Below are 21902 nucleotides of genomic sequence, written 5' to 3'. Positions count from 1 at the left end.
GTTGATTCTTAAAGTTTTGCAAGCGCAAGGTGCGCTCTACCTGAAACCTTTTGCGGCCATTGCTAACGTGGTGTCGAGCATTCGGTTAGCAAAGCCCCATTCGTTATCACACCAGACCAGCGTCTTGATGAGGTGTGCACCACTGACTCGCGTCTGTGTGCCATCCACGATGGCGCTGTGCGGGTCGTGGTTAAAATCTACTGAGACCAACGGTAATTCCGTATAGTCAACTATACCATGAAATGCACCCTGTGCCGCTTTTTGCAGCAACAGGTTGACTTCACAGGCTTTTACCGGTTTTTTCACCGTCACGCTAAGATCGATTGCGGTGACGTTTATCGTCGGAACACGCACGGCAATCGCTTCAAAACGGTCGTTAAACTGCGGGAAAATACGGGTGATCCCGGCTGCCAGCTTCGTATCCACCGGTATGATTGACTGACTCGCCGCGCGAGTGCGTCGTAAATCCGGGTGGTAGGCGTCGATAACCTGCTGATCGTGCATGGCGGAGTGAATCGTGGTCACCGTGCCGGATTCAATGCCATACGCATCGTCTAACAGTTTAATGACCGGAATAATGCAGTTGGTAGTGCAGGAGGCGTTGGAGACAATGCGGTGTTCGGCTTGCAGCTCGTGCTGGTTGACGCCAAACACGACGGTGGCGTCGAGGTCGTTACTGCCGGGATGAGAGAACAGGACTTTTTTTGCGCCAGCATTAAGATGCGCTTCGCCATGTTCGCGGTTACCGTACACGCCGGTACAGTCCAGCACCACGTCCACGCCCAGCTCTCGCCAGGGTAGCCCGTCAATACCGCACTCGTGCAGCACGCGGATGGCATCGTCACCGACAAACAGCTGGTCTCTTTCCTGGCGAACGTCCCAGGCAAAGCGTCCGTGGCTGGTGTCATATTTCAACAAATGCGCCATGCCCGCAGCATCCGCCAGTTCATTGATTGCCACCACGGTTATTTCCGCACGACGCCCGGATTCATATAAAGCACGAACCACGTTGCGCCCGATGCGACCGAAGCCATTAATCGCTACGCGTACGGTCATAGATCTCCTGCAAAGCTATCCCTGAGTTTGAGGTGGCTGAAAGAGTAATCCAGCTACGCCCGAAGGGGAATCTTTGCTATTACAAACTGCGATTGATTGGTCAATTGTCGAACATTTAATCGACTGAAACGCTTCAGCAAGAATAAGCGAATCGGGGAATAAAAGGAATGGCTGTCCAGAGCAATAAGCCAGCTATATGACTTGCGTCACATTTTAGATGGAATAATTTACGGCAACGTAAACGCAAAACGGTAGCCCGAGGGCTACCGTTTTTAGCGTTTGCACCCTCTCCCAGGGAGAGGGTCGGGGTGAGGGCATCAGCCCGCACCGTACAAACCATTACAGCAGTTCTTTCGCTTTCGCGACGACGTTCTCAACGGTGAAGCCGAACTCTTCGAACAGCAGTTCAGCCGGAGCAGACTCACCGAAGGTGGTCATACCGACGATTGCACCGTTCAGGCCAACGTATTTGAACCAGTAGTCAGCGATGCCCGCCTCCACTGCCACGCGAGCGGTAACCGCTTTCGGCAGTACGGATTCACGGTAAGCCGCATCCTGCTTATCGAACGCGTCGGTAGACGGCATGGAGACCACGCGCGCCTTCACGCCTTCGGCAGTCAGTTTTTCCCATGCTGCAACCGCCAGTTCAACTTCAGAACCGGTCGCGATGAAGATCAGCTCAGGCTGGCCTGCGCAATCTTTCAGCGCGTAACCACCGCGGGCGATGTTCGCCAGCTGCTCTGGCGTACGTTCCTGCTGCGCCAGGTTCTGACGGGAGAGGATCAGCGCGGTCGGGCCGTCCTGACGCTCAACGCCGTATTTCCACGCCACCGCGGATTCAACCTGGTCACATGGACGCCACGTGCTCATGTTCGGGGTCACGCGCAGGGAAGCAACCTGCTCTACCGGCTGGTGAGTTGGGCCATCTTCGCCCAGACCGATGGAGTCGTGGGTGTAGACCATCACCTGACGCTGTTTCATCAGCGCGGCCATACGCACGGCGTTACGTGCATATTCCACGAACATCAGGAAGGTAGAGGTGTACGGCAGGAAACCACCGTGCAGGGAGATACCGTTGGCAATCGCGGTCATACCGAACTCACGTACACCGTAATGGATGTAGTTGCCGGCAGTATCTTCGTTGATTGGCTTAGAGCCAGACCACAGGGTCAGGTTAGATGGTGCCAGGTCAGCGGAGCCGCCGAGGAATTCAGGCAGCAGAGGACCGAAGGCTTCAATCGCATTCTGAGACGCTTTACGGCTGGCGATCTTAGACGGGTTCGCCTGCAGCTTCGCGATGAACTCGTTCGCTTTCGCGTCAAAGTCAGACGGCATATCGCCTTTCATACGACGGGTGAATTCAGCCGCTTCCTGAGGGAAGGCTTTCGCGTAAGCCGCGAACTTCTCGTTCCAGGCCGCTTCTTTCGCCTGGCCCACTTCTTTCGCATCCCACTGAGCGTAGATTTCAGACGGGATTTCGAAGGCAGGGTATTTCCAGCCAAGCTGCTCACGGGTCAGCGCGATTTCCGCGTCGCCCAGCGGTGCACCGTGGGAGTCGTGAGTGCCCGCTTTGTTCGGAGAACCGAAGCCGATGATGGTTTTGCACATCAGCAGGGACGGCTTGTCGGTCACGGCGCGCGCTTCTTCAACCGCACGTTTAATCGAGTCAGCATCGTGGCCATCAACGCCACGCACAACGTGCCAGCCGTAAGCTTCGAAACGTGCTGCGGTGTCGTCAGTAAACCAGCCTTCAACGTGACCGTCGATGGAGATACCGTTGTCGTCGTAGAACGCCACCAGTTTGCCCAGCTTCAGGGTGCCTGCCAGGGAGCACACTTCGTGAGAAATGCCTTCCATCATGCAGCCGTCACCCATGAACGCGTAGGTGAAGTGGTCAACGATGTCGTGACCAGGACGGTTGAACTGTGCCGCCAGGGTCTTCTCAGCAATCGCCATACCCACGGCATTCGCGATGCCCTGGCCCAGCGGGCCGGTGGTGGTTTCAACGCCAGCGGTGTAGCCTACTTCCGGGTGACCTGGAGTTTTGGAGTGCAGCTGACGGAAGTTTTTCAGCTCTTCGATTGGCAGATCGTAGCCGGTGAGGTGCAGCAGGCTATAGATCAGCATAGAGCCGTGGCCGTTGGACAGCACGAAACGGTCGCGGTCAGCCCATGCCGGGTTCTGCGGGTTATGGTTCAGGAAATCACGCCACAGGACTTCGGCGATGTCAGCCATGCCCATAGGGGCGCCCGGGTGGCCGGATTTGGCTTTCTGTACTGCGTCCATGCTCAGCGCACGAATAGCATTAGCAAGCTCTTTACGTGAGGACATTTTAACTCCAGATCGGACTGTTAAAGGCCATGCCCTTGACGACAGCGCGTTTTGGGCTACGCCGGAAAAAAGTGCCAACAATGTAACCCAAGCCGCAGGGCATGTACATGGAGCATTCTTTTGCTGCTTAAGAAATCTCTGGATCATGCTCGCATGTTGCGCAATCTGCTCGCCCGCCGCTGTAGATATTCCTTATACTTAGCCCGACACCGGCTTCGCTGGCGGTGCAATTTTCGGAATTAATTCAGATTAACAAGTACGGAAGCCACATCATGAAAATGCGTGCAATAGGGCTGGCTGTGGGAACAACGCTCCTGCTAAGCGGCTGTCAGAATATGGATTCTAACGGCCTGATGACCTCAGGCGCAGAAGCTTTTCAGGCCTACTCCCTGAGCGATGCGCAGGTCAAAGCGCTGAGCGATCAGGCCTGTAAGGATATGGACGGAAAAGCTACGCTTGCCCCGGCTAACAGCACCTATACGCAGCGTCTGAATAAGATTGCTTCCGCACTGGGCGACAACATTAACGGTCAGCCGGTGAACTACAAGGTGTACATGGCGAAAGACGTGAACGCCTTTGCAATGGCCAACGGCTGTATCCGCGTGTACAGCGGCCTGATGGACATGATGACCGACAACGAAGTTGAGGCGGTGATCGGCCATGAAATGGGTCACGTAGCCCTGGGTCACGTGAAGAAGGGAATGCAGGTTGCGCTGGGCACCAACGCCGTTCGTGCAGCGGCCGCCTCTGCGGGCGGTATTGTCGGCAGCCTGTCCCAGTCGCAGCTTGGCGACGTGGGCGAGAAACTGGTGAACTCTCAGTTCTCCCAGCGTCAGGAGTCGGAAGCGGATGACTACTCTTACGATCTATTGCGCAAACGCGGCATTAATCCATCGGGTTTAGCCACCAGCTTCGAAAAGCTGGCGAAGCTGGAAGAAGGCCGTCAGAGCTCCATGTTTGACGATCACCCGGCCTCCGTTGAACGTGCGCAGCATATTCGCGACCGCATGGCGGCAGACGGTATTAAATAACGGCACATCTGCCCGGTGCGCGCCGCGCCACCGGGCCTCCCGGATCAGTACAGCGTTTTTTGCGGCGGCCCGGCAAACTTCAGGGCGCCAATTTGCCCCATCCGCACTTCCACCACCGACGGCCCCGGCATGGCCAGCGCCTCCGTCATCACCGCGTCAAAGTCCTCCGCCCGCTCAACGCTCCAGACCTGTAAACCTATCGCCTGCGCCAGCAGGGTAAAGTCCGGCGTATGCAGCTCGTTAAAGTACTGACGCCCGCCAAAATACTTATCCTGAATACCGCGCATAACGCCGTAGCCTCCGTCGTTCATGATGAGCAGCGTCACGTTGGCCTTCTCCTGCGCCAGCGTCGCCAGCTCGCCTAAATTCAGGCTCAGGCCGCCGTCGCCCACCAGTCCCACCACCTTACGCTGCGGGTTGGCAATCGCGGTGCCGATCGCCATCGGCAGGCCCATGCCAATCGCCCCGGCCAGAGAGTGTATGTTCATCAGCGGACCGTTCGCGCGGAACAGGCGGCTGCCCCACAGGCTGCCGGAAACGGTGATATCGCGCACCAGCAGGCCATCTTTCGGCAGGGCGTTGTCTATGGCGTCGTTAAGCTTCGCATAGGCGCCGCACTGCTCGCGCAGGCCCTGTTCAGCCAGCGAGACCGCCTGCTGCACCTGCGCGTCCCACTGGGCGTTGCCCCACTCACGGCCCTGAACCTTGTCGGCCAGCGCGCCAAGCAGCGCTGAACAGTCGGCTACCAGCGTGTTATCCATCAGGTAGTTACGGCTCGCCGCCGCCGGATCGATATCAATCTGCACGCGTGGAGACGGTAGCTCCAGCGTCCAGGAGCGGGTCTCGTTGCTGCGCAGGCGTGAACCGGCGACCAGCGTAAAATCACACTGCGAAATAAGCGCCTCAACCGACGGCGAGTTGTGGAACGCCCGCAGGCTGGCGCGATGGCTGTCCGGCAGCACGCCCCGCGCGTGGGTACTGGAAATCACGGTGATGCCCGCATCCGCCAGCGTTTTCACCGCGTCCGCGCTGCCCAGCGCTCCGCCACCCAGCCACAGCAGCGGCTGTTTCGCCTGCTTCAGCTGCGCCCACAGCGCATCGACAACGGCAGCATCAGCGTTTGCCCCCGACACCGGTTTGACCGGTGCCGTCACCAGCGACAGCGGAATTTTCGCGCCCTGAATATCGATCGGAATTTCCACCGAGACCGGCCCGCACGGCGGCGTCTGCGCCTCCTGAATCGCCTTATGCAGAATGGCTATCGCCTGGCTGGCGTTGCTGATGCGGTACGCCCGCTTTGAGCTGGCCTTCAGGAAGGTCAGCTGATCGCGGGTTTCGTGAATAAACCCGGTGTCGGCGTCCAGCCAGGCTTTCTCTACCTGACCGGTTAAATGCAGCAGCGGCGTGCAGGCATTCATCGCCTCCACCAGCGCGCCTACCGCGTTACCCGCCCCCGCGCCGGTGCTGGTCAGCGCCACGCCGAGGCCGGAAAAACGCCCGTGGGCGTCGGCCATGGTGACGGAGCCCGCTTCGCCGCGCGCGGGCACAAAGCGGATCTTGCCGCGCTGCCCGACCGCATCCGCGATGGGCAGGTTGTGAATGGAGATGACGCCGTAGATGGCCTCAACCTGATACTGCTCCAGCGTTCTGGCGATGGCGTCGCCGACGGTTATCATTTCGCTCATTGCTCACCCTTTCTCAGTCGCACCAGTGGTTGACGCTGTTACCCGTCGCCAGATAAATGCTCTTTTGCTGCATCCAGGCCTTCAGCCCCTGAATGCCCTTCTCGCGGCCCAGGCCGCTCTCTTTAAAGCCCCCGAACGGGGTCGAAATCGCAAACACTTTGTAGGTGTTGATCCACACCGTGCCCGCCTCAAGCTGCTCGCTTAAGCGCAGCGCGCGTCCGGTATCGCGCGTCCAGATCCCCGCCGCCAGGCCGTAAACCGAGTCGTTCGCCTCGCGGATGAGCGCCGCCTCATCGCGAAACGGCATCGCCACCAGCACCGGGCCGAAGATCTCCTCCCGGCACGCGCGGGCGCTGTTGCTCAGCCCTTCGATAATCGTTGGCTGGAAGAAGCTGCCGCCTGCGAGCGCGGGATCGGCCGGGATCTCCCCGCCGCACAGCACGCGGCCCCCTTCACGCTTCGCCAGCTCGACGTACGCCTGCACGCTCTGGCGATGCCCGTCGTTGATGAGCGGCCCAACGTGGACGCCGTCGGTAAACGGATGCCCGACGCGCAGCCCGCGGGTTAATTCCAGCAGCCGCGCCATCAGCGGGGCGTAAAGGCTTTCGTGGATAAACAGCCGCGAGCCGGCGATGCACGCCTGCCCCGCCGAGCTGAAAATGCCGTAGCAGATCCCCCGCGCGGCCTGCTCGATATCCGCATCTTCCAGCACGATGGTCGGCGATTTCCCGCCCAGCTCCAGCGATGCCGGGATCAGCTTTTCCGCCGCGACGTGCGCCAGATGGCGGCCCGTCGCGGTGCCGCCGGTAAAGGATATTTTCCGCACGCGAGGGTGGCGCGCCAGCGCGTCGCCAATCACCGAGCCTTTGCCCGGCAGCACGCTCAGCAGCCCGGCGGGCAGCCCGGCCTGTTCGAAAATACGCGCCAGCTCCAGCGCCATCAGCGGCGTGGCTTCGGCAGGCTTGAGGATCACCGCGTTGCCGGCGGCAATCGCCGGCGCGACCTTCTGCATCTCGCTGGCAATCGGCGAGTTCCACGGCGTGATGGCCGCCACCACGCCGAGCGGCTCATAGCGGCTCAGCGTCAGCAAATCCGGCTGGCGCGGCGTCGGGAGTTCACCTTCCAGCAGCTCGCAGGCGGCGGCAAAGTAGCACGCCGTTCCCGCCGCGCTCATTACCAGCCCGCGCGCTTCCGCCAGCGGCTTGCCGTTATCGCGGCTCTGCATCTGCGCCAGCTCGTCGACGCGGGATTCAATGAGATCCGCCACCTTGTGCAGGATCTTCGCCCGTATATGCGGCAGGCTGTGGCGCCACGCGGGATCGCGCCACGCCCGCTCGCCGGCCTCGATCGCGTCATGCAGATCGTCAAGGCTTGCCGCGTTCAGCGTGGCGTTGATCGACCCGTCTGCCGGGAAGTGACTCTGCATCGGGCTGCCGCTGCCGTGTCGCCACTGGCCGCCGATAAAAATCTTCAGATCGTCCATCGTCGCTCCTCAGCTCAGGGCCAGCTCGCGGCAGGCGCGGACCGCGCTCAGTGCCGCCAGGGTGGAGGTTTTGGGATTAGAGGCAAGCGGCAGGCCGCTCAGCTCCAGATGGAATTCGCCAAACGCGCCTTCGACGTGCAGCGTGTGGGTGTTGCGCGTCGTTGCCGGATCGACCATCAGCTGCACGCGAGTGTCGTCCATTCCCACGCCGCCGAGCGCCACGGTGGCCGCCACGTTGGCGTTGGCCGGGAACAGTCGCGCCGCCTCCCGGGCGCTGCCTTCAAAAAAGACCTGCGCAGCTGATACTGAATTGAGATCGATAAGCTGCTCGGCGTAGCTGCCGCGCCAGCTGGCCGGGCTTTTGCGCGACCGGTAGGTCACGCGCTCCAGCCCGCCCTCCTTCGCCGCCGCCAGCCCGTCGATGCCGGCTACCGCGCCGGAGAGCAGGGTCAGCCTGCCGCCCGCGGCGAGCAGGCGCTGCTCCAGCGCGCTGTCCGCCAGCGCGCCGGTGGAAATCACCGCCAGATGCCAGCCGCGGCGCAGAATCTCTTCGCCGTACTGGGCCACCGCCTGCTGGCTGGCGCACTCCAGCACCAGGTCGGGCGTTTGCGCGCAATCCATCGGCGAGGCCAGCGCCGTTACCGCCTCGCCGAACCGCGCGCGAATGGCCGCGTGATGGGCTTCACGCGCCACAATCCAGCCGATAGCCACGCCCGCGGGCAGGCGTTCGATCACCGCCTGCGCCATGGCGCCAAACCCGATTAACATGATCTTTTTCATGATGCGTCCTTACAGATGGCGGCAGAAGCCGCCGGAAACGTCCAGCGCGGCACCGGTGGTAAACGAGGCCAGCGGCGAGGCGAGGAACAGCAGCGCCTGCGCGGGCTCCTGCGGCCTTCCGAGGCGCGCCATCGGAATGCCTCGCCTGCGCGCGATGTCCGCCGTCCACTCCGGCCAGCTCTGGCTTTTGTCCGTCCGGTTCTCAAAGCGGCGCTGCCACTGCCCCGACTCCACCATGCCGAGCAAAATGGAGTTGACGCGGATGCCCTTGCCCACCAGCTCTTTGGAGAGCGTCAGCGTCATGTTCAGCAGCGCGGCGCGGGCTGCTGACGTGGCAATCATGTGCTCCTCCGGCTGCAGCGCCAGCAGCGAGTTCACGCAGGTAATAGAGGCGATGTCGGACCGCTCCAGCAGCGGCTGAAACGCCTGCACCGGGTTAATGACGCCAAACAGCTTGAGTTCGGCCTCGTGCAGCCACGCCTCGCGCGGGGTGTCGTGGAAGTGCGCCACGTAGCCCTGCCCGGCGTTGTTGATCAGCATGTCCGCCGCGCCAAAGCGCGCCTGAACCGCATCCGCGAAGGCCTGCACCTCGTCGGCGTTCAGCACGTCGCAGCGGTAAGAAAAAACCTCCCCGTCGGGGTATTCGTTTTGCAGCGTCGCGTGGGCGCTGGCGAGGCGATCCGGGTCGCGGCCGCAGAAGGCCACTCTGGCCCCCTCGCCCAGCAGCAGGCGCAGCGTTTCAAAGCCAATGCCGGAAGATCCGCCGGTGACGACCGCCACGCGCCCGTCAATTTGTGCATTCATCGCGCACCTCTTCGTTAATGCGTAAAAGCTGTTGGTTAAAAAACGCGTCGTTATCGAGATAGCTGGCGTGTCCGGCCTGCGGAATGGCGATAAACGGCATGCCGTAGCGCAGCGCCAGCCCCTGCACCAGCTCGGGCTGCGTGATCGCGTCCTGCTCGCCGCACCACACTTCAAAGCTGCCTGAACAGCCCTTCAGCCAGGCGTGGATGTCGTCATGCGCCAGCATCCACGCGGCGGCAAGGTAGCCTTCGGCGCGAAGCGTGCGCATGCCCGCCGCGACGGTGGCGATATCTTCCGCGCGCGCGCCGGGGCGCAGCAGCATCGCGGCGCGGGTCTGGGCGAGGATGTCGCCGCCAGGCGCCATCTGCTGCTCGCGGCTGCGCCAGACCTGCTCGCGCTGCTCCGGTGCGGCATTGCCGTACCCCTGCGCGGCGTCCGCCAGCACCAGATGGATAACGCGCTCCGGGAATTTCGCGGCAAAGGCGCTGGCAACCAGCGCCCCCAGCGAATGACCCACCAGCACCGCCCGCCAGATGCCCGCGCGGTCGAGCATCAATGCCAGCGCGTCGGCGTAATCCCCCGCGTTCGCGCGCTCCACCGCCAGCATCGGGCTTTCGCCATAACCGGGCATGTCCCACGCCAGCACGCGAAAGCCGTTCAGCGCCATCTGCTTGTGCCAGGAGGCCGCGCCAGAGCTGATCCCGTGCAGCAGCACCAGCGGAACGCCGCTTCCCTGTTCACGAAAACCCGCCATCATGCCCCCTTAGTTCCGCTTCACTTTGGAAAGCGGGTGATCGGCCGGATAGGTCGGGATTTCCGGCCTGTTGGTCCCCAGCATGACGCACATCAGCGCCTCTTCTTCCCCATGGTTGAACAGCCCGCGATAGATCCCCGGCGGAACGGAGATCAGATCGCGCTCGCGCAGCACGGTTTCGGTGTAGTTCTCGCCGTCCTGGATCATCAGCGTGATCTGCCCCTTAAGCATGAAGAACACCTCTTCCACGTCGTCGTGCAGGTGCAGCGGCCCTTCGCATTTCGACGGCAGCACCATGGTGGAGAAGGTAAAATGGTCCGCCTGCACGGTGTTGGTGTCGTTCGCCACGCCCGTTGCCCCGGTGCCGATGTAGCGCATCTGCGCCCGGCGGTATTTCGGGTCAAAATCGGCCTGGAACTTCAGGGCGTTCCAGTCGTATTTGCGGCCCTCGAAGCGCGCGATGCGCGACTCGACCCACTCTTCCATCGTCAGGTGGTCAGGTTTGATGCCTGAAGTGTTGGTTACGGTTGAATCAGTCATGACACTCTCCTCAGTAACGTCTCAGCAGCGGCAGTAACAGGACGCAGCCCACCGCCGCCATCACCGCCAGAAAAATCAGCCCGGAATCCATGCTGTGGGTGAAGGCGATAAGCGCGCCCATCACCGCCGGCGACAGCGCGCCCGCAAAGTTTCCCAGCCCGTTGAAAATCCCCCCCGCCGTGGCGCTCACCCGCGGATGGGTGGCCTTCGCCAGCAGGGCGAAAATGTTGGGTGCGCCGGTGCCCCACATAAAGGTGCTGAAGCTCATCGCCGCGATGATGGTAAGCGGGGTGTCGAGGTGCATCACCGCCGCCAATCCTACCGCCGCCCCCGCCATCGAGATAAAGCAGGCCGCCGCGCGCTTATCGACCCGGTCAGAGAGCCATGCGCCAATCACTTCGCCTGCCAGCATGGCGATGAACGGCATCGACGACAGCCAGCCCGCGTGCTCCAGGTGAATGCCCTTGCCCTTGATCAGATAGCCCGGCAGCCAGCCGTTAATGCCCCACAGGTAGGTCAGGAAGGCGATGTTAAAGATGCAGATGATCCAGAAGTGCGGGCTGACGAACAGCTCGCGCCGCGCCGCTCGCCGCTCCTCCCGGGACGCCTGCGACGTGCCGGGTTTTGCCTCCAGCCGGATCCCGCGCAGGCCAACGCGCACGAAGATCAGCACCGGCAGGGTAAGCATCGCCATCACGAAGAAGGTGCTCTGCCAGCCGAAGGTGTTCAGCAGCCAGAGAGAAAGCGGGAAGCCTATCGCCGCGCCAACCGGCGTGCCAAGCAGCCACAGCATGGTGGCGCGCGCCTGCAGATGCTGCGGGAAGTTGTGTCGCACGATGGCGAAGGCCAGCGGGAACAGCGGCCCTTCCGCCACGCCCAGCAGGATGCGCAGGACGATCATCAGCGTGTAGTTATGGGTAAAGCCCATCGCCACCATCAGCACGCACCACACCACCATCATTCCGGTAAGCAGGCGCAGCGGGGCGATTTTGTCCCCCAGCCCGCTGAGGAAGACCGACGAAAAGCCGTAGCTCAGCAGGAAGGCGCTCATCAGAATGCCGAGGCGCGTGGTGTCAAAATCGATGCCCATCGCCTGCTGGAAATGGCCGTCGGAAAACAGCGCCGCGATGCTGATTTTGTCGAAAAACGCCAGCAGCACGCAGGCCAGCAGCGACAGCGGGATGGCCCAGCGCACCGCTTTTTCGGGCGTGCGGGTTACCTCACCGCTCGCCTCTGCGGGCGCGGTGTTGGTCTCTAATGTGGTCATGTCTCCCCCTACGGGTGCGGGTTAGCTATCGCAGTGACATCAGTGAAAAAGCCGGGTCGGCGAGCGGCACGTCGGACAGATCGCGCCCCGCCGCCATCCAGCGCTTCGCCAGCTTGACGGTGCGCGCGTCGTTAAACGCCACCAGCTGCGTCAGCCGCCCGTTTTCGTCCAGCGAGAAGAACAGCGCGTCTTCGCGCACCAGCATTTTCCCGCCCGGCTGCGGAATGCCGAGGATCTGGATATTGTGCTGGTACTGATCCGACCAAAGCCACGGCGCATCGTCGTAGCCTGGCGCATCGGGGTTCAGCATCGCCTTCGCCGTCGCCACCGCCTGGTTCTGGGCGAAGGCCCAGGACTGGATGCACAGGCCGTAGCGGTGATGCTGCGCCACGTCCCCGGCGGCAAAGATGTGCGGATCCGAGGTGCGCCCCTGGGCATCCACCACGATCCCGCGCCCGGTTTGCAGCCCGGCGTCGCGCGCCAGCTCCAGGTTAAGATCGACGCCGATGCCTACCACCGCCGCGTCAAAGGTTTCGCGCCTGCCGTCGCAGTGGATGACCGGCAGACCGTTGTCGTCCTCCAGCTCCAGCGCGCCGCAGCCGGTGCGGATCTCCACGCCCTGCTCGCGGTGGATAGCCGCCAGGCGCTGCGACACCTCGCCGCTCACCGAGCGCATGCAGAGGGCGGGCTGCTGCTCGAATAGCGTGACCGCCACGCCGCTCCTGCGCGCGGAAGCGGCAATCTCAAGGCCGATCCAGCCGCCGCCAACGATAGCCAGGGTGCGGCTCTCCGCCAGACGGCTTTTCAGACGCTGCGCGTCCTGCCAGTGGCGCAGGGTATAGACCTGCGGATGCGCAGCCCACGCCTCGCCCGGCAGGCGCGCCCGCCCCCCGGTGGCAATTAAAAGGATGTTGTAACTAAGATGCTCACCGCTGCTCAAGCGCACCGTTTTCGCCTCGCGGTCGATCTGCTCCGCGCGCAGCGGCCGGTACCAGGTCAGGTTCAGCGCCCGCTGCGCCTCGTCGGTAAACAGCCGCGGGAGCGCCGCGTCCGGCTCCAGCAAAGACGCTTTCGACAGGGGCGGACGCTCGTAGAAATCCCATTCCTCCTCCGCCACCACGCAAATCTCGCCGTCGAAGCCCTCGTCGCGCAGGGTTTTCGCCGCCCAGCCGCCCGCCTGGCCGCCGCCGATAATGACAATGCGCGACGTCATACCGCCTCCGGCTTTTTCTGCTGGCGGCGCGTGTCGTGGTCAATGCCGCCCTCCACCGCCCACTCGGTAAAGGAGACCAGCGAATGCTCCAGCTCGCGCGGCTGCCAGTTTTCCGTCAGGTAATCGTCGTTGGTGTAATACTCAAACGCCCCGCCGGTCGGGCTGTTGACGTACCAGAAGTAGGCTGAGGACACCGGATGGCGGCCCGGCCCGATGAAGGTGCTCCATTCATTTTTGTTCATCGCAATCCCGCCGCCGATCACCTCGTGGATGTCGCGCACGGTGAAGGCCACGTGGTTCAGGCCACGCTTGCGGTGTGGAAGCTGTAGCAAAAAGAGGTTGTGATGCCCGCCGCGCGCGCCGCAGCGCAGGAACACGGCGCGGTTGATGTAGCGGTCCGAGACCTGGAAGCCGAGCACCTCGCGGTAAAATTTCTCCACCGCCGCCAGCTCCTCCACGAAGAACACCACGTGACCGACGTTGATCGGCTGGGCGCGATCGTAAACCGGGCTGGGGGTGTCGATACGGCGAGCGTCGCCCCACTGGTTGATCGGCTCAACGTTCAGCTCCACGTCGGTCTGCTGGCTGACCTGCACGCGCAGCGTCATGCCGTTCGGGTCAAGACACTCCAGGGCGTCGCCCACTTCGCGAAAGCCGGGCTGCTGCGCAAGCTTCGGGCGCAGCGCGTCGAGATCTGACCGGGCGGCAACCGCCCAGGTCATGCGGCGCAGGGTGTTACCCGCCTCAAACGCGGGAGGCAGGTCGGGGCTGTCGATCGGGTTAAGCTCCACGCGCGCGCCGCTCAGGGTGGTAAAACGCTGGCCGCTGGCATCGCCCGTCAGGCCAAAATCACGCATAAATTTGGCGCAGTGCGTCAGGTCTTCCACGCCAAATTCCAGCTTTTCAATTCCGGTTACACTCATCGTTCGTTGCCTCATCTGGCCCAAATTGGGCGTAAAACATGCCCGACGCAGCGAAGCGCCTGGCGTTAACTCACTGATTTAACTGGCCTGCGACAGGTAGCCTAAGAAGCCAGAAATTTTATCCGCCGCAAGGCGAACCTCGTTTTGCAGCCGCTCGCGGTCGGCCTGCGGGATCTCCTCCGACGGCACCAGAATGCTGACGACCGCCGTCACGCGATGGCTCCGGTCATACACCGGGTAGACGATGGAGGAGATGCCGTGGCGGAAGAAGGATTCGCCAATCACGTACCCGCGGGCTTTGTCCTGCTGCACCATCTGCCACAGGGCTTCGCGGTCGTGAAGCTGCCCCGGTACGTTGCCCGGCAGGCGCTCGTGCGGGAACAGCTGTTCGAAATCGGCGCGGGAAAGATCGGTCAGCAGCATGCGGCCGAGCGAGGTGCAGTGCACCGGCAGGCGGGTTCCAATGCTGACCTGGTTGATGCGCGACCCGGCGGCGCTGACGCGGGCGATGTAGATGATGTCGCGCCCGTCGCGGATCGCCAGATGGCTGCTGCACTGGCTCACGTCCCGAAGCTGCTCGATCACCGGCTGACCCACCTGCGCCACGTCCAGCGAGGCGATGTACTCAAAGCCCAGACGCAGCACGTTCATGCCCAGCGAAAAGGTATTGGTGCGCGCGTTGCGCTCCAGAAAGCCCATATACTCCAGGGTCTGCACCACGCGGTACGCGGTGGCCTTCGGCATATCCACCAGCCGGTGCAGCTCGGCAAAGGTCAAATCGCGATGCTGCTCGCCAAAGGCCAGCAGCAGCTGTAAACCGCGCTCCAGCCCCGGCACCAGATACTTCACTTCCCGATCGTCTGCCATCGTCGCCCTACCTTAGTTAAAGACAAAACCGCCGTTGACCGGGATCAGCTGTCCGGTGATGAACCGCGACAGATCGCTTAACAGCCAGACCACGCTGCCGGTCACGTCTTCCGGCTGCTGCGCGCCCGCTAGCGCCCGGCCGTTTTCGTAGAGCTGATGGCGTTCAGCGGGCACATATTCGGTGGCCTCGACGCGGGTCAGCCCCGGCGCGATAGCGTTGATTCGGATGCGCTTTTCACCCAGCTCGCGCGCCATTGAGCGGGTCATGGCAATCACGGCGCCTTTGCTGGCGACGTAGGCCATCAGGCGCGGCGCGCCCCACAGCGCGGTATCGGACGCCACGTTCACAATGGCTGCCCCTTCGTGCAGCAGCGGCACGGCGGCGCGCGTCACCAGCCAGGTGCCTTTGACGTTCACGCTCATCACGCGGTCCCACAGGTCAGGATCGTAATCAAGCATATTCTTACCGCCCACGCCCGTCGCCATCGCCGCGTTGTTCACCAGGCCGTCGATGTGCCCATGCTCGCCAACGGTGCTGAACACCCGTTCAATGGAGCGCGGATCGGCCAGATCGATAACGTGCGATTCGATCGCATAACCCTGCCCGCTCAGCCGGTGGGCGCTTTCGGCCAGTTCGCCTTTCAGGATGTCGCACATCACCACCGCGGCGCCCTGCTCCGCGCAGGCTCTGGCAAAGTGATAGCCCAGCCCGCGCGCGGCGCCGGTCACGACGATGCGCTTGCCGCCCAGCAGCCCGTTCATCAGGCGGCTCCCTGCTGTTCTTCGCGCATCGCCAGCTGCTCTTTAGCGGCCTTTTGCATCATGCGGCGCAGGCGAGAGAGGCCGACGTCGTGCTGGTACAGGTATTCATGGTCGCGGGCGTTTGGCGCCAGGCTTTCCAGCACCACGCGGTCCTGCTCCAGCACCTCCCAGTGCAGCTTTTCCAGGCGATTGCGGTACATGAAGCGCCACATGTCGCGCTGCCAGCCCTGCACGCGGCGGATGCGCCAGAAGAAGACGCGGCAGTTGTCGTTATCTTCCGGCACCACCATGCCGACGATAAAGAAGTGACCGCCCGGTCCGAAACGCTTCTTATAGGGAATGGAGAGCCGCATCCAGCAGGCGCCGCTGTTGCCCAGCTCCACCCAGTCAAAGTTGATACCGCTCTGCCCTTTCTTCTCGAAAATAAAGCCGGTTTTCGTCGGCTGGAGCACCATGTCGGCCTTGCGATCCCCTTCCGCCATCGAGTGCGAGGAGGAGTGCAGATAGGTTCCGTGCATCGGATCCATCACGTTTTCCAGCGCGTACTGGTAATTGCATTTCCACGCGGCGGTGCAGAGGAAGTTGCTGAAGCTGTCCGTATCGGCAAGCTCCTCCGGGAAGGTCAGCTCGTCCGGCTGCTGATCGGCGGTGACGCCGAACCACAGGAAGATGGCGCCGTGCGCCTCCTGCACGTTATAGCTGCGCACGCACTGCTGGCCGACCAGCGGACATTTGTCCACGGCGGGCACGTCTTTCACTTCACCGTTTCCCGCCACCTCCACGCCGTGATACCAGCAGGCGATGCGGTCACCGAGGTTCCAGCCCATCGACAGGCGCGCGCCGCGGTGCGGACAGCGGTCTTCCAGCGCCTGCACCTGACCATCTTTATTGCGCCAGACCACAATCTGTTCGCCCAGACGAGTAATGCCCACCGGCGCAGACTGTACTTCCCAGCTCGCCAGCACCGGATACCAGAGGCCGCGCAGGCCTTTATCGAGATAGTTTTGTACGGTAGTCGTCATCGCGTTGCCCTCAGTAGCCGTTAACCTGTAAGAATGCCTGGAAGCTGGCGTCGCTCCACGGCTCGCCCTGCTGGTCGTGCATGCGCACCGCGTTCAGCCCGTTGACCAGCTCCGGTAAGGTTTCAACGCCCTGCTCGAAGAGATCTTCCAGCGTCGCAATCAGGTTCATCTCCCAGCTTTCCGGCTCGCGGCTGCGGGTCTGCCAGATCAGATTCGAGTAATCACCCGGCTTATGAATGGCACCGTTACCGCCCTCTGCCGGTGGGGTAAACTGACGGCTTTCCGGCAGCGCGGGGTTGTAGTTCAGGGTGTCGCTCATGCCACGGTCTCCTCGACGAAGGTAATCTGAATCTGGTTTTCAAAGACCCGAACCGGGTAGCGGTTAAGGTTGCGGCCGCCGGGGCCGTGAAGGCACTGGCCGGTTTTCACGTCGAACACCGCTTCATGCAGCGGGCATTCCACCTTGCCGTCTTCCACAAAGCCCTGGCTCAGCAGGGCATAAGCGTGCGGGCATACGTCTTCCAGCGCGTAATATTCACCGTCAATCAAATAAACGCCGATCTCTTTACCGTCGACGTTGCCGCTAAAAGGGAAATCTTCCTGCACTTGTTCTGCGTCACATACGCCTATCCAGCTCATCACGATCCTCCAGGCTTTTGTTTCATATATGAAACTCTGTTTCTTATTTAATACGGTCAATATAAAAGCGGTGAATGTTTCGTCAAGCGACAATGTGAAGAATTTGTTAATCAAACGGGAATTAATTAACTAAGTGTGCAAAGGATCACGAAAAAATGCAGCGATATGAAATTTTCATTATTGCCGCGTGAAAGGATACGATTAATCGATGGCTGTAATTTTAAAGAAAGAGATATTGACTTCTTTTCTTTTTGCTCCTTAAAAATAAAAAGGCTGAAGCGATGACGGTTTCACCTGTGAAACTTAATTCAATTTTATTGTTTATAAACAATGAGTTTCACTGGTGAACCATTTTATCTCCGTGACAGTCACGCTGTTAAAAATATAAACCTAAGCACGCATAAGGCAGACATCATGACGGCAAGATGGCAAGGCACAATTGCACTGTTATTTCTCATTATTATTTCCTACATCGACAGGGTAAATATCTCGGTAATGATTTTAAACCCGGAATTTGCCGAACACTTTCAGCTAAATGAAAACAGAATGTTACAGGGAATGCTGATGACCTGCTTTCTGCTGGGTTATGGCTTTTCGGCTTTATTATTAACGCCAGTTATAGAAAGCAAATTTCATTATCGGCAGGGATTATTAAGCAGCATTGTGATTTGGGCCCTGGTCTGCGCCATTTCTCCGCTGCTGGGCTCGCTGATGGGGATGCTTATCGCCCGCATCATCTTAGGTATTGCCGAAGGACCGCTCTTTTCAATGAAGACGCGCTTTATCAGCGACAACTTTCCCGCGCAGGAGATAGGCAAGCCCAACGCCGTAACCGCGCTGGGCGTCTCGCTCGGGCTGGCCGTGGGCTTTCCGCTGGTTACCTGGCTGATGACGCATCTGGGCTGGGCCGGATCGTTTTATGCGCTGGCGGCGATTAATCTGGCGCTCGGCGGTGGCCTGATCTGGCGTTTTCTTCCGGCGCCACATAGCCCGCTGAAGCTGAAAAAACGCGGGATGCTGGAGACGTTTACGCTCGCCTGGCAAACGCCGCTGCTGGGCTGGATCCTGCTGGTTGAAATCGCCACGCTGAGCTATCTCTGGGGAAGCAGCGCCTGGCTGCCCGCGTGGCTGCGCGACGAGCACCGCTTTTCGCTGCACGCCACGGGCATGCTCGCAGCGGTGCCTTTCCTGCTGAGCCTCGGCTCTAAGTTCCTCGGCGGCGTACTGCTCGATAAAATGCGCCCGGAACAGGCGCCGGTGCTGTTTGTGGCGGGCGGGGCGCTGACGGCGCTGTCCGTAGTCGGGCTGATGCTCAGCCATCAGCCCGCCTGGCTGGCGCTGTTTATGCTGTCGGCTAACGCCTTCTGGGGGCTTCAGGGCGCGGCCATTCCGGCGACGATCCAGCACCACGCCGCGCGGGACGCGGTGGGCAGCGCCTACGGCATCATTAACGGGATCGGCAATATCTGCGCGGCCTTTATTCCACTGCTGATGGGAATGGTGATGAGCTCGGTGGGGTCGGTCAGTTCTGGCTTTTCGGTGCTGGTGGCGTCGCAGGTTGTTACCCTGCTGGCCGGGGGAATGTTGCTGCTGCGCATGCGTCGCGCAGCAGCACTCAGCGCGTAGGCTTATTCGCCTTTTTTCGCCGCCTGGATGTAGAGCATTTCCAGCGCCAGGGTCGCCGCGGCCAGCGCGGTGATCTCGGACTGGTCATAGGCCGGAGCCACTTCTACCACGTCCATCCCGACGATGTTCAGATCCTTCAGGCCGCGCACCAGCTTGATGGCGCGATCTGAGGTCAGGCCGCCGATCACCGGCGTACCCGTGCCCGGCGCAAAGGCCGGATCCAGGCAGTCGATGTCAAAGGTCAGATAAACGGGCATATCGCCGACGATCTGCTTCACCTGCGCGATGATGTCATCGACGCCGCGATCGTTCACCTGGCAGGCGTCCAGCACGGTGAAGCCGTTGTCTTTGTCGAATTCGGTGCGGATGCCGATCTGCACCGAGTGGTTCGGATCGATCAGGCCTTCTTTCGGCGCGGTGAAGAACATGGTGCCGTGGTCAAACTCGCAGCCGTTCGCGTAGGTGTCGGTATGCGCGTCAAAGTGCACCAGCGCCATTTTGCCGAAGTGCTTCGCGTGGGCGCGCAGCAGCGGCAGCGTGACGAAGTGGTCGCCACCGAAGGAGAGCATGCGCTTGCCGGCAGCCAGCAGCTTCTCGGCGTGTGCCTGCAGCTTTTCGCTCATTTCACGCGCGTCGCCGAAGGCGTACACCAGGTCACCGCAGTCCACCACGTTCAGGCGCTCGCGCATGTCGAAGTTCCACGGGAAGCGGTTGTGCTCCCAGGCCAGGTTAGTGGAAACCTGACGGATAGCCGCCGGACCGTGGCGTCCACCCGCGCGGCCGGACGTTGCCATGTCGAACGGTACGCCGGTGATCACCCAGTCAGCGTCGCTGTCGTACGGCTGGAAGTTCATCGGAAGGCGTAAAAAACCAAACGCGTTAGATACCAGAGAGTTATCGTACTGATGACCTAAAGTGCTCATGTCCTGACCTCTTTTAAAGTCGATGCATTAAAAACAGATGAAAAAAAATCCCCTCCGCGTCGTTAAACCCGACGAGGAAGGGATTGATTTGTAAATCGCATAGTGGGGCGAATTATCGCCGCTAATTCATACGGGTTCAAGTGAGTATAGGGCATTGTGCGGCCTTTGCCCCTCACCCTAACCCTCTCCCCAGAGGGGAGAGGGAATAAAAAGCTTATTCGTCTTCCAGGTAGGTGTAACCGTACAGACCCGCTTCAAACTCTTCCAGGAACTGCTGCTGCAGCGCATCGTCCAGACCGGTGTTTTTCACCTGGTCGCGGAACTGGGTGAGCAGTTTTTTCGGATCCAGCTGCACGTATTCGAGCATGTCAGCCACGGTATCCCCTTCGTCGGACAGCTCAACCTCCACGCTGCCGTCAGGGAAGACAAACACGTCAACCGCTTCGGTATCGCCGAACAGGTTGTGCATGTTGCCGAGGATCTCCTGATACGCGCCGACCATAAAGAAGCCCAGCATTGGCGGATTCTCAGGATCGTATTCCGGCATCGGCATGGTGGTCGCGATACCGTCGCCATCCACGTAGTGATCGATAGCGCCATCGGAATCACAGGTGATGTCCAGCAGCACGGCACGGCGTTCCGGCGCGTGGTTCAGCCCTTCCAGCGGCAGAACCGGGAACAGCTGGTCGATACCCCAGGCATCCGGCATCGACTGGAACAGGGAGAAGTTGACGTACATCTTATCCGCCATACGCTCCTGCAGTTCGTCGATGATCGGACGGTGCGCGCGGTTGCTCGGGTCGAGCTGTTTCTGCACTTCATGGCACATATTCAGATAGAGCTGCTCCGCCCACGCGCGCTCCTGCAGGCTGAAGGTGCCTGAAGAGTAGCCGACGTGAATGTCGTGCAAATCCATCTGGCTATCGTGCAGCCACTCGCGCAGGGAACGGCGCGTGCCCGGCTCGTGCATCTCCTGCCAGGTTTCCCACATGCTCTGCAGGGAACGCGGGGCATCGTCCTGCGGAGGCGTCGCTTCGGTGATTTCGCTACGCTCAACGCCGATGATGTTCGAAACCAGCACCGTATGGTGCGCGGTGACCGCGCGGCCGGACTCGGTGATTACCGTTGGATGCGGCAGGCCGTGCTCTTCACAGGCATCGCCAATCGCCCAGATGATGTTGTTGGCGTATTCGTTCAGTCCGTAGTTTACGGAGCAGTCAGACTGCGAGCGGGTACCTTCATAGTCCACGCCCAGGCCGCCGCCCACGTCGAAGCACTGAATATTCACGCCGAGCTTGTGCAGCTCAACGTAGAAACGCGCTGACTCACGCACGCCGGTGGCGATATCGCGGATGTTGGCCATCTGCGAGCCGAGGTGGAAGTGCAGCAGCTGAATGCTGTCCAGACGACCGCGCTCGCGCAGGATTTCCACCAGCTGTAGCACCTGGTTCGCCGCGAGGCCGAACTTGGATTTTTCGCCGCCGGAGGACTGCCATTTACCGGAGCCCTGGGACGCCAGACGCGCACGCACGCCAAGGCGAGGCACCACGTTCAGACGCTCGGCCTCTTCCAGAACGATGGCGATTTCGGTCATCTTTTCGATCACCAGATAGACCTTGTGGCCCATCTTCTCGCCGATCAGCGCCAGACGAATGTATTCACGGTCTTTATAGCCGTTACAGACGATCACCGACCGGGTCATGCCCGCGTGGGCCAGGACCGCCATCAGCTCCGCTTTAGAACCCGCTTCGAGGCCCAGCGGTTCGCCGGAGTGGATCAGGGATTCAATTACGCGGCGGTGCTGGTTCACCTTGATCGGGTAAACGAGGAAATAGTCGCCGTTATAGCCATACGATTCGCGCGCGCGTTTGAACGCGGCGTTGATGGAACGCAGGCGGTGTTGCAGGATCTGCGGGAAGCAGAACAGTGCAGGCAGGCGCTGGCCCTGCGCTTCACGGGCTTTCACCAGCTTAGCGAGATCCACGCGCGCTTCCGGTACGTCCGGGTCCGGGCAGACGGTGATGTGGCCCAGCTCGTTGACGTCGTAGTAGTTATTGCCCCACCAGGCAATATTGTAAGTGCGCAGCATCTTGCTGGCTTCCTGGGAGCTCATCGCAACCTCCTGCATAGAACGTAGTACACCCTGTTCGCCTGCTGACGAAGGCGAAAGCGAAGACATGTCGTCAGACATAGCGA

General features: G+C 61.2%; 20 protein-coding genes. 2 read left to right on the top strand and 18 right to left on the bottom strand.

Annotation, left to right across the window (positions count from 1 at the left end):
• Window positions 1–36 precede the first annotated feature (36 nt).
• Both epd and tkt read right to left on the bottom strand, forming a co-directional pair.
• Window positions 37–1056, bottom strand: a complete 1020-nt coding sequence (epd, locus tag HWQ14_RS09115; RefSeq protein ID WP_176609530.1) for an erythrose-4-phosphate dehydrogenase — start codon at window positions 1054–1056, stop codon at window positions 37–39.
• Between the two features lie 339 nt (window positions 1057–1395).
• Entirely contained in the window at window positions 1396–3387 is a 1992-nt protein-coding gene (gene tkt, locus HWQ14_RS09110) for a transketolase (protein WP_176609529.1), read from the bottom strand.
• Window positions 3388–3659: 272 nt separating this feature from the next.
• Here tkt and HWQ14_RS09105 point away from each other — a divergent pair, with 272 nt between their 5' ends.
• Window positions 3660–4418 (top strand): M48 family metallopeptidase, encoded by a 759-nt coding sequence (locus HWQ14_RS09105; RefSeq protein ID WP_047355194.1) that lies wholly within the window; start codon window positions 3660–3662, stop codon window positions 4416–4418.
• 44 nt (window positions 4419–4462) lie between these two features.
• Here the strand turns inward: HWQ14_RS09105 and HWQ14_RS09100 are convergent, their stop codons facing one another.
• From HWQ14_RS09100 to HWQ14_RS09035, 14 genes are all read right to left on the bottom strand, one after another.
• Window positions 4463–6103: a thiamine pyrophosphate-binding protein gene (locus HWQ14_RS09100; protein ID WP_176609528.1), complete on the bottom strand. Its 1641-nt coding sequence runs from the start codon at window positions 6101–6103 to the stop codon at window positions 4463–4465.
• A gap of 13 nt (window positions 6104–6116) precedes the next feature.
• Window positions 6117–7586, bottom strand: a complete 1470-nt coding sequence (locus HWQ14_RS09095; RefSeq protein ID WP_176609527.1) for an aldehyde dehydrogenase — start codon at window positions 7584–7586, stop codon at window positions 6117–6119.
• A 9-nt stretch (window positions 7587–7595) separates the two neighbouring features.
• Complete coding sequence (locus HWQ14_RS09090; RefSeq protein ID WP_176609526.1) at window positions 7596–8366, bottom strand: aspartate dehydrogenase; 771 nt, start codon at window positions 8364–8366, stop codon at window positions 7596–7598.
• A gap of 9 nt (window positions 8367–8375) precedes the next feature.
• A complete protein-coding gene (locus HWQ14_RS09085) occupies window positions 8376–9170 on the bottom strand; it encodes an SDR family oxidoreductase (protein WP_148418530.1) in 795 nt (264 codons plus the stop codon).
• Window positions 9154–9924: an alpha/beta fold hydrolase gene (locus HWQ14_RS09080; RefSeq protein ID WP_176611174.1), complete on the bottom strand. Its 771-nt coding sequence runs from the start codon at window positions 9922–9924 to the stop codon at window positions 9154–9156. The genes HWQ14_RS09085 and HWQ14_RS09080 overlap by 17 nt, the downstream gene beginning before the upstream one ends.
• A 9-nt stretch (window positions 9925–9933) precedes the next feature.
• Complete coding sequence (locus HWQ14_RS09075) at window positions 9934–10464, bottom strand: cupin domain-containing protein (RefSeq protein WP_148418529.1); 531 nt, start codon at window positions 10462–10464, stop codon at window positions 9934–9936.
• Between the two features lie 10 nt (window positions 10465–10474).
• Complete coding sequence (locus tag HWQ14_RS09070) at window positions 10475–11731, bottom strand: MFS transporter (RefSeq protein ID WP_176609525.1); 1257 nt, start codon at window positions 11729–11731, stop codon at window positions 10475–10477.
• Window positions 11732–11756: 25 nt separating this feature from the next.
• A complete protein-coding gene (locus HWQ14_RS09065) occupies window positions 11757–12944 on the bottom strand; it encodes an NAD(P)/FAD-dependent oxidoreductase (protein ID WP_176609524.1) in 1188 nt (395 codons plus the stop codon).
• Window positions 12941–13867: a VOC family protein gene (locus HWQ14_RS09060; RefSeq protein ID WP_176609523.1), complete on the bottom strand. Its 927-nt coding sequence runs from the start codon at window positions 13865–13867 to the stop codon at window positions 12941–12943. Before HWQ14_RS09060 ends, HWQ14_RS09065 begins: the two co-directional genes overlap by 4 nt.
• A gap of 78 nt (window positions 13868–13945) precedes the next feature.
• Window positions 13946–14734: an IclR family transcriptional regulator gene (locus HWQ14_RS09055; protein ID WP_176609522.1), complete on the bottom strand. Its 789-nt coding sequence runs from the start codon at window positions 14732–14734 to the stop codon at window positions 13946–13948.
• A 12-nt stretch (window positions 14735–14746) separates the two neighbouring features.
• On the bottom strand, window positions 14747–15496 hold the full coding sequence (locus HWQ14_RS09050; RefSeq protein WP_176609521.1) for an SDR family oxidoreductase: 750 nt from the start codon (window positions 15494–15496) through the stop codon (window positions 14747–14749).
• Window positions 15496–16518 (bottom strand): aromatic ring-hydroxylating oxygenase subunit alpha, encoded by a 1023-nt coding sequence (locus tag HWQ14_RS09045; protein ID WP_176609520.1) that lies wholly within the window; start codon window positions 16516–16518, stop codon window positions 15496–15498. Before HWQ14_RS09045 ends, HWQ14_RS09050 begins: the two co-directional genes overlap by 1 nt.
• A gap of 10 nt (window positions 16519–16528) precedes the next feature.
• Window positions 16529–16837 carry a recombinase-like helix-turn-helix domain-containing protein gene (locus tag HWQ14_RS09040; RefSeq protein ID WP_148418524.1) on the bottom strand — a complete coding sequence of 103 codons (309 nt, stop codon included), beginning with the start codon at window positions 16835–16837 and terminating at the stop codon, window positions 16529–16531.
• Complete coding sequence (locus HWQ14_RS09035) at window positions 16834–17157, bottom strand: Rieske (2Fe-2S) protein (RefSeq protein ID WP_003860044.1); 324 nt, start codon at window positions 17155–17157, stop codon at window positions 16834–16836. The genes HWQ14_RS09040 and HWQ14_RS09035 overlap by 4 nt, the downstream gene beginning before the upstream one ends.
• A 414-nt stretch (window positions 17158–17571) precedes the next feature.
• On the opposite strand from HWQ14_RS09035, the gene HWQ14_RS09030 reads away from it, so the two are divergent.
• Window positions 17572–18783, top strand: a complete 1212-nt coding sequence (locus HWQ14_RS09030) for an MFS transporter (RefSeq protein WP_176609519.1) — start codon at window positions 17572–17574, stop codon at window positions 18781–18783.
• Window positions 18784–18785: 2 nt separating this feature from the next.
• On the opposite strand, the gene speB is transcribed toward HWQ14_RS09030, so the two are convergent.
• Together speB and speA are read right to left on the bottom strand one after the other, a co-directional pair.
• The gene (gene speB, locus HWQ14_RS09025; RefSeq protein ID WP_058608614.1) at window positions 18786–19706 is read right to left on the bottom strand and encodes an agmatinase; all 921 of its coding nucleotides are present in this window, start codon (window positions 19704–19706) and stop codon (window positions 18786–18788) included.
• Window positions 19707–19920: 214 nt separating this feature from the next.
• Window positions 19921–21897: a biosynthetic arginine decarboxylase gene (gene speA / locus HWQ14_RS09020; RefSeq protein WP_148418521.1), complete on the bottom strand. Its 1977-nt coding sequence runs from the start codon at window positions 21895–21897 to the stop codon at window positions 19921–19923.
• Between the last annotated feature and the right edge of the window lie 5 nt (window positions 21898–21902).

The organism is Enterobacter cloacae, assembly GCF_013375935.1.
Classification (GTDB): Bacteria; Pseudomonadota; Gammaproteobacteria; order Enterobacterales; family Enterobacteriaceae; genus Enterobacter; species Enterobacter pasteurii.
The sequence above is the reverse complement of the archived record's forward strand: the minus strand, read 5'-3'. Positions and strand labels throughout refer to the sequence as shown.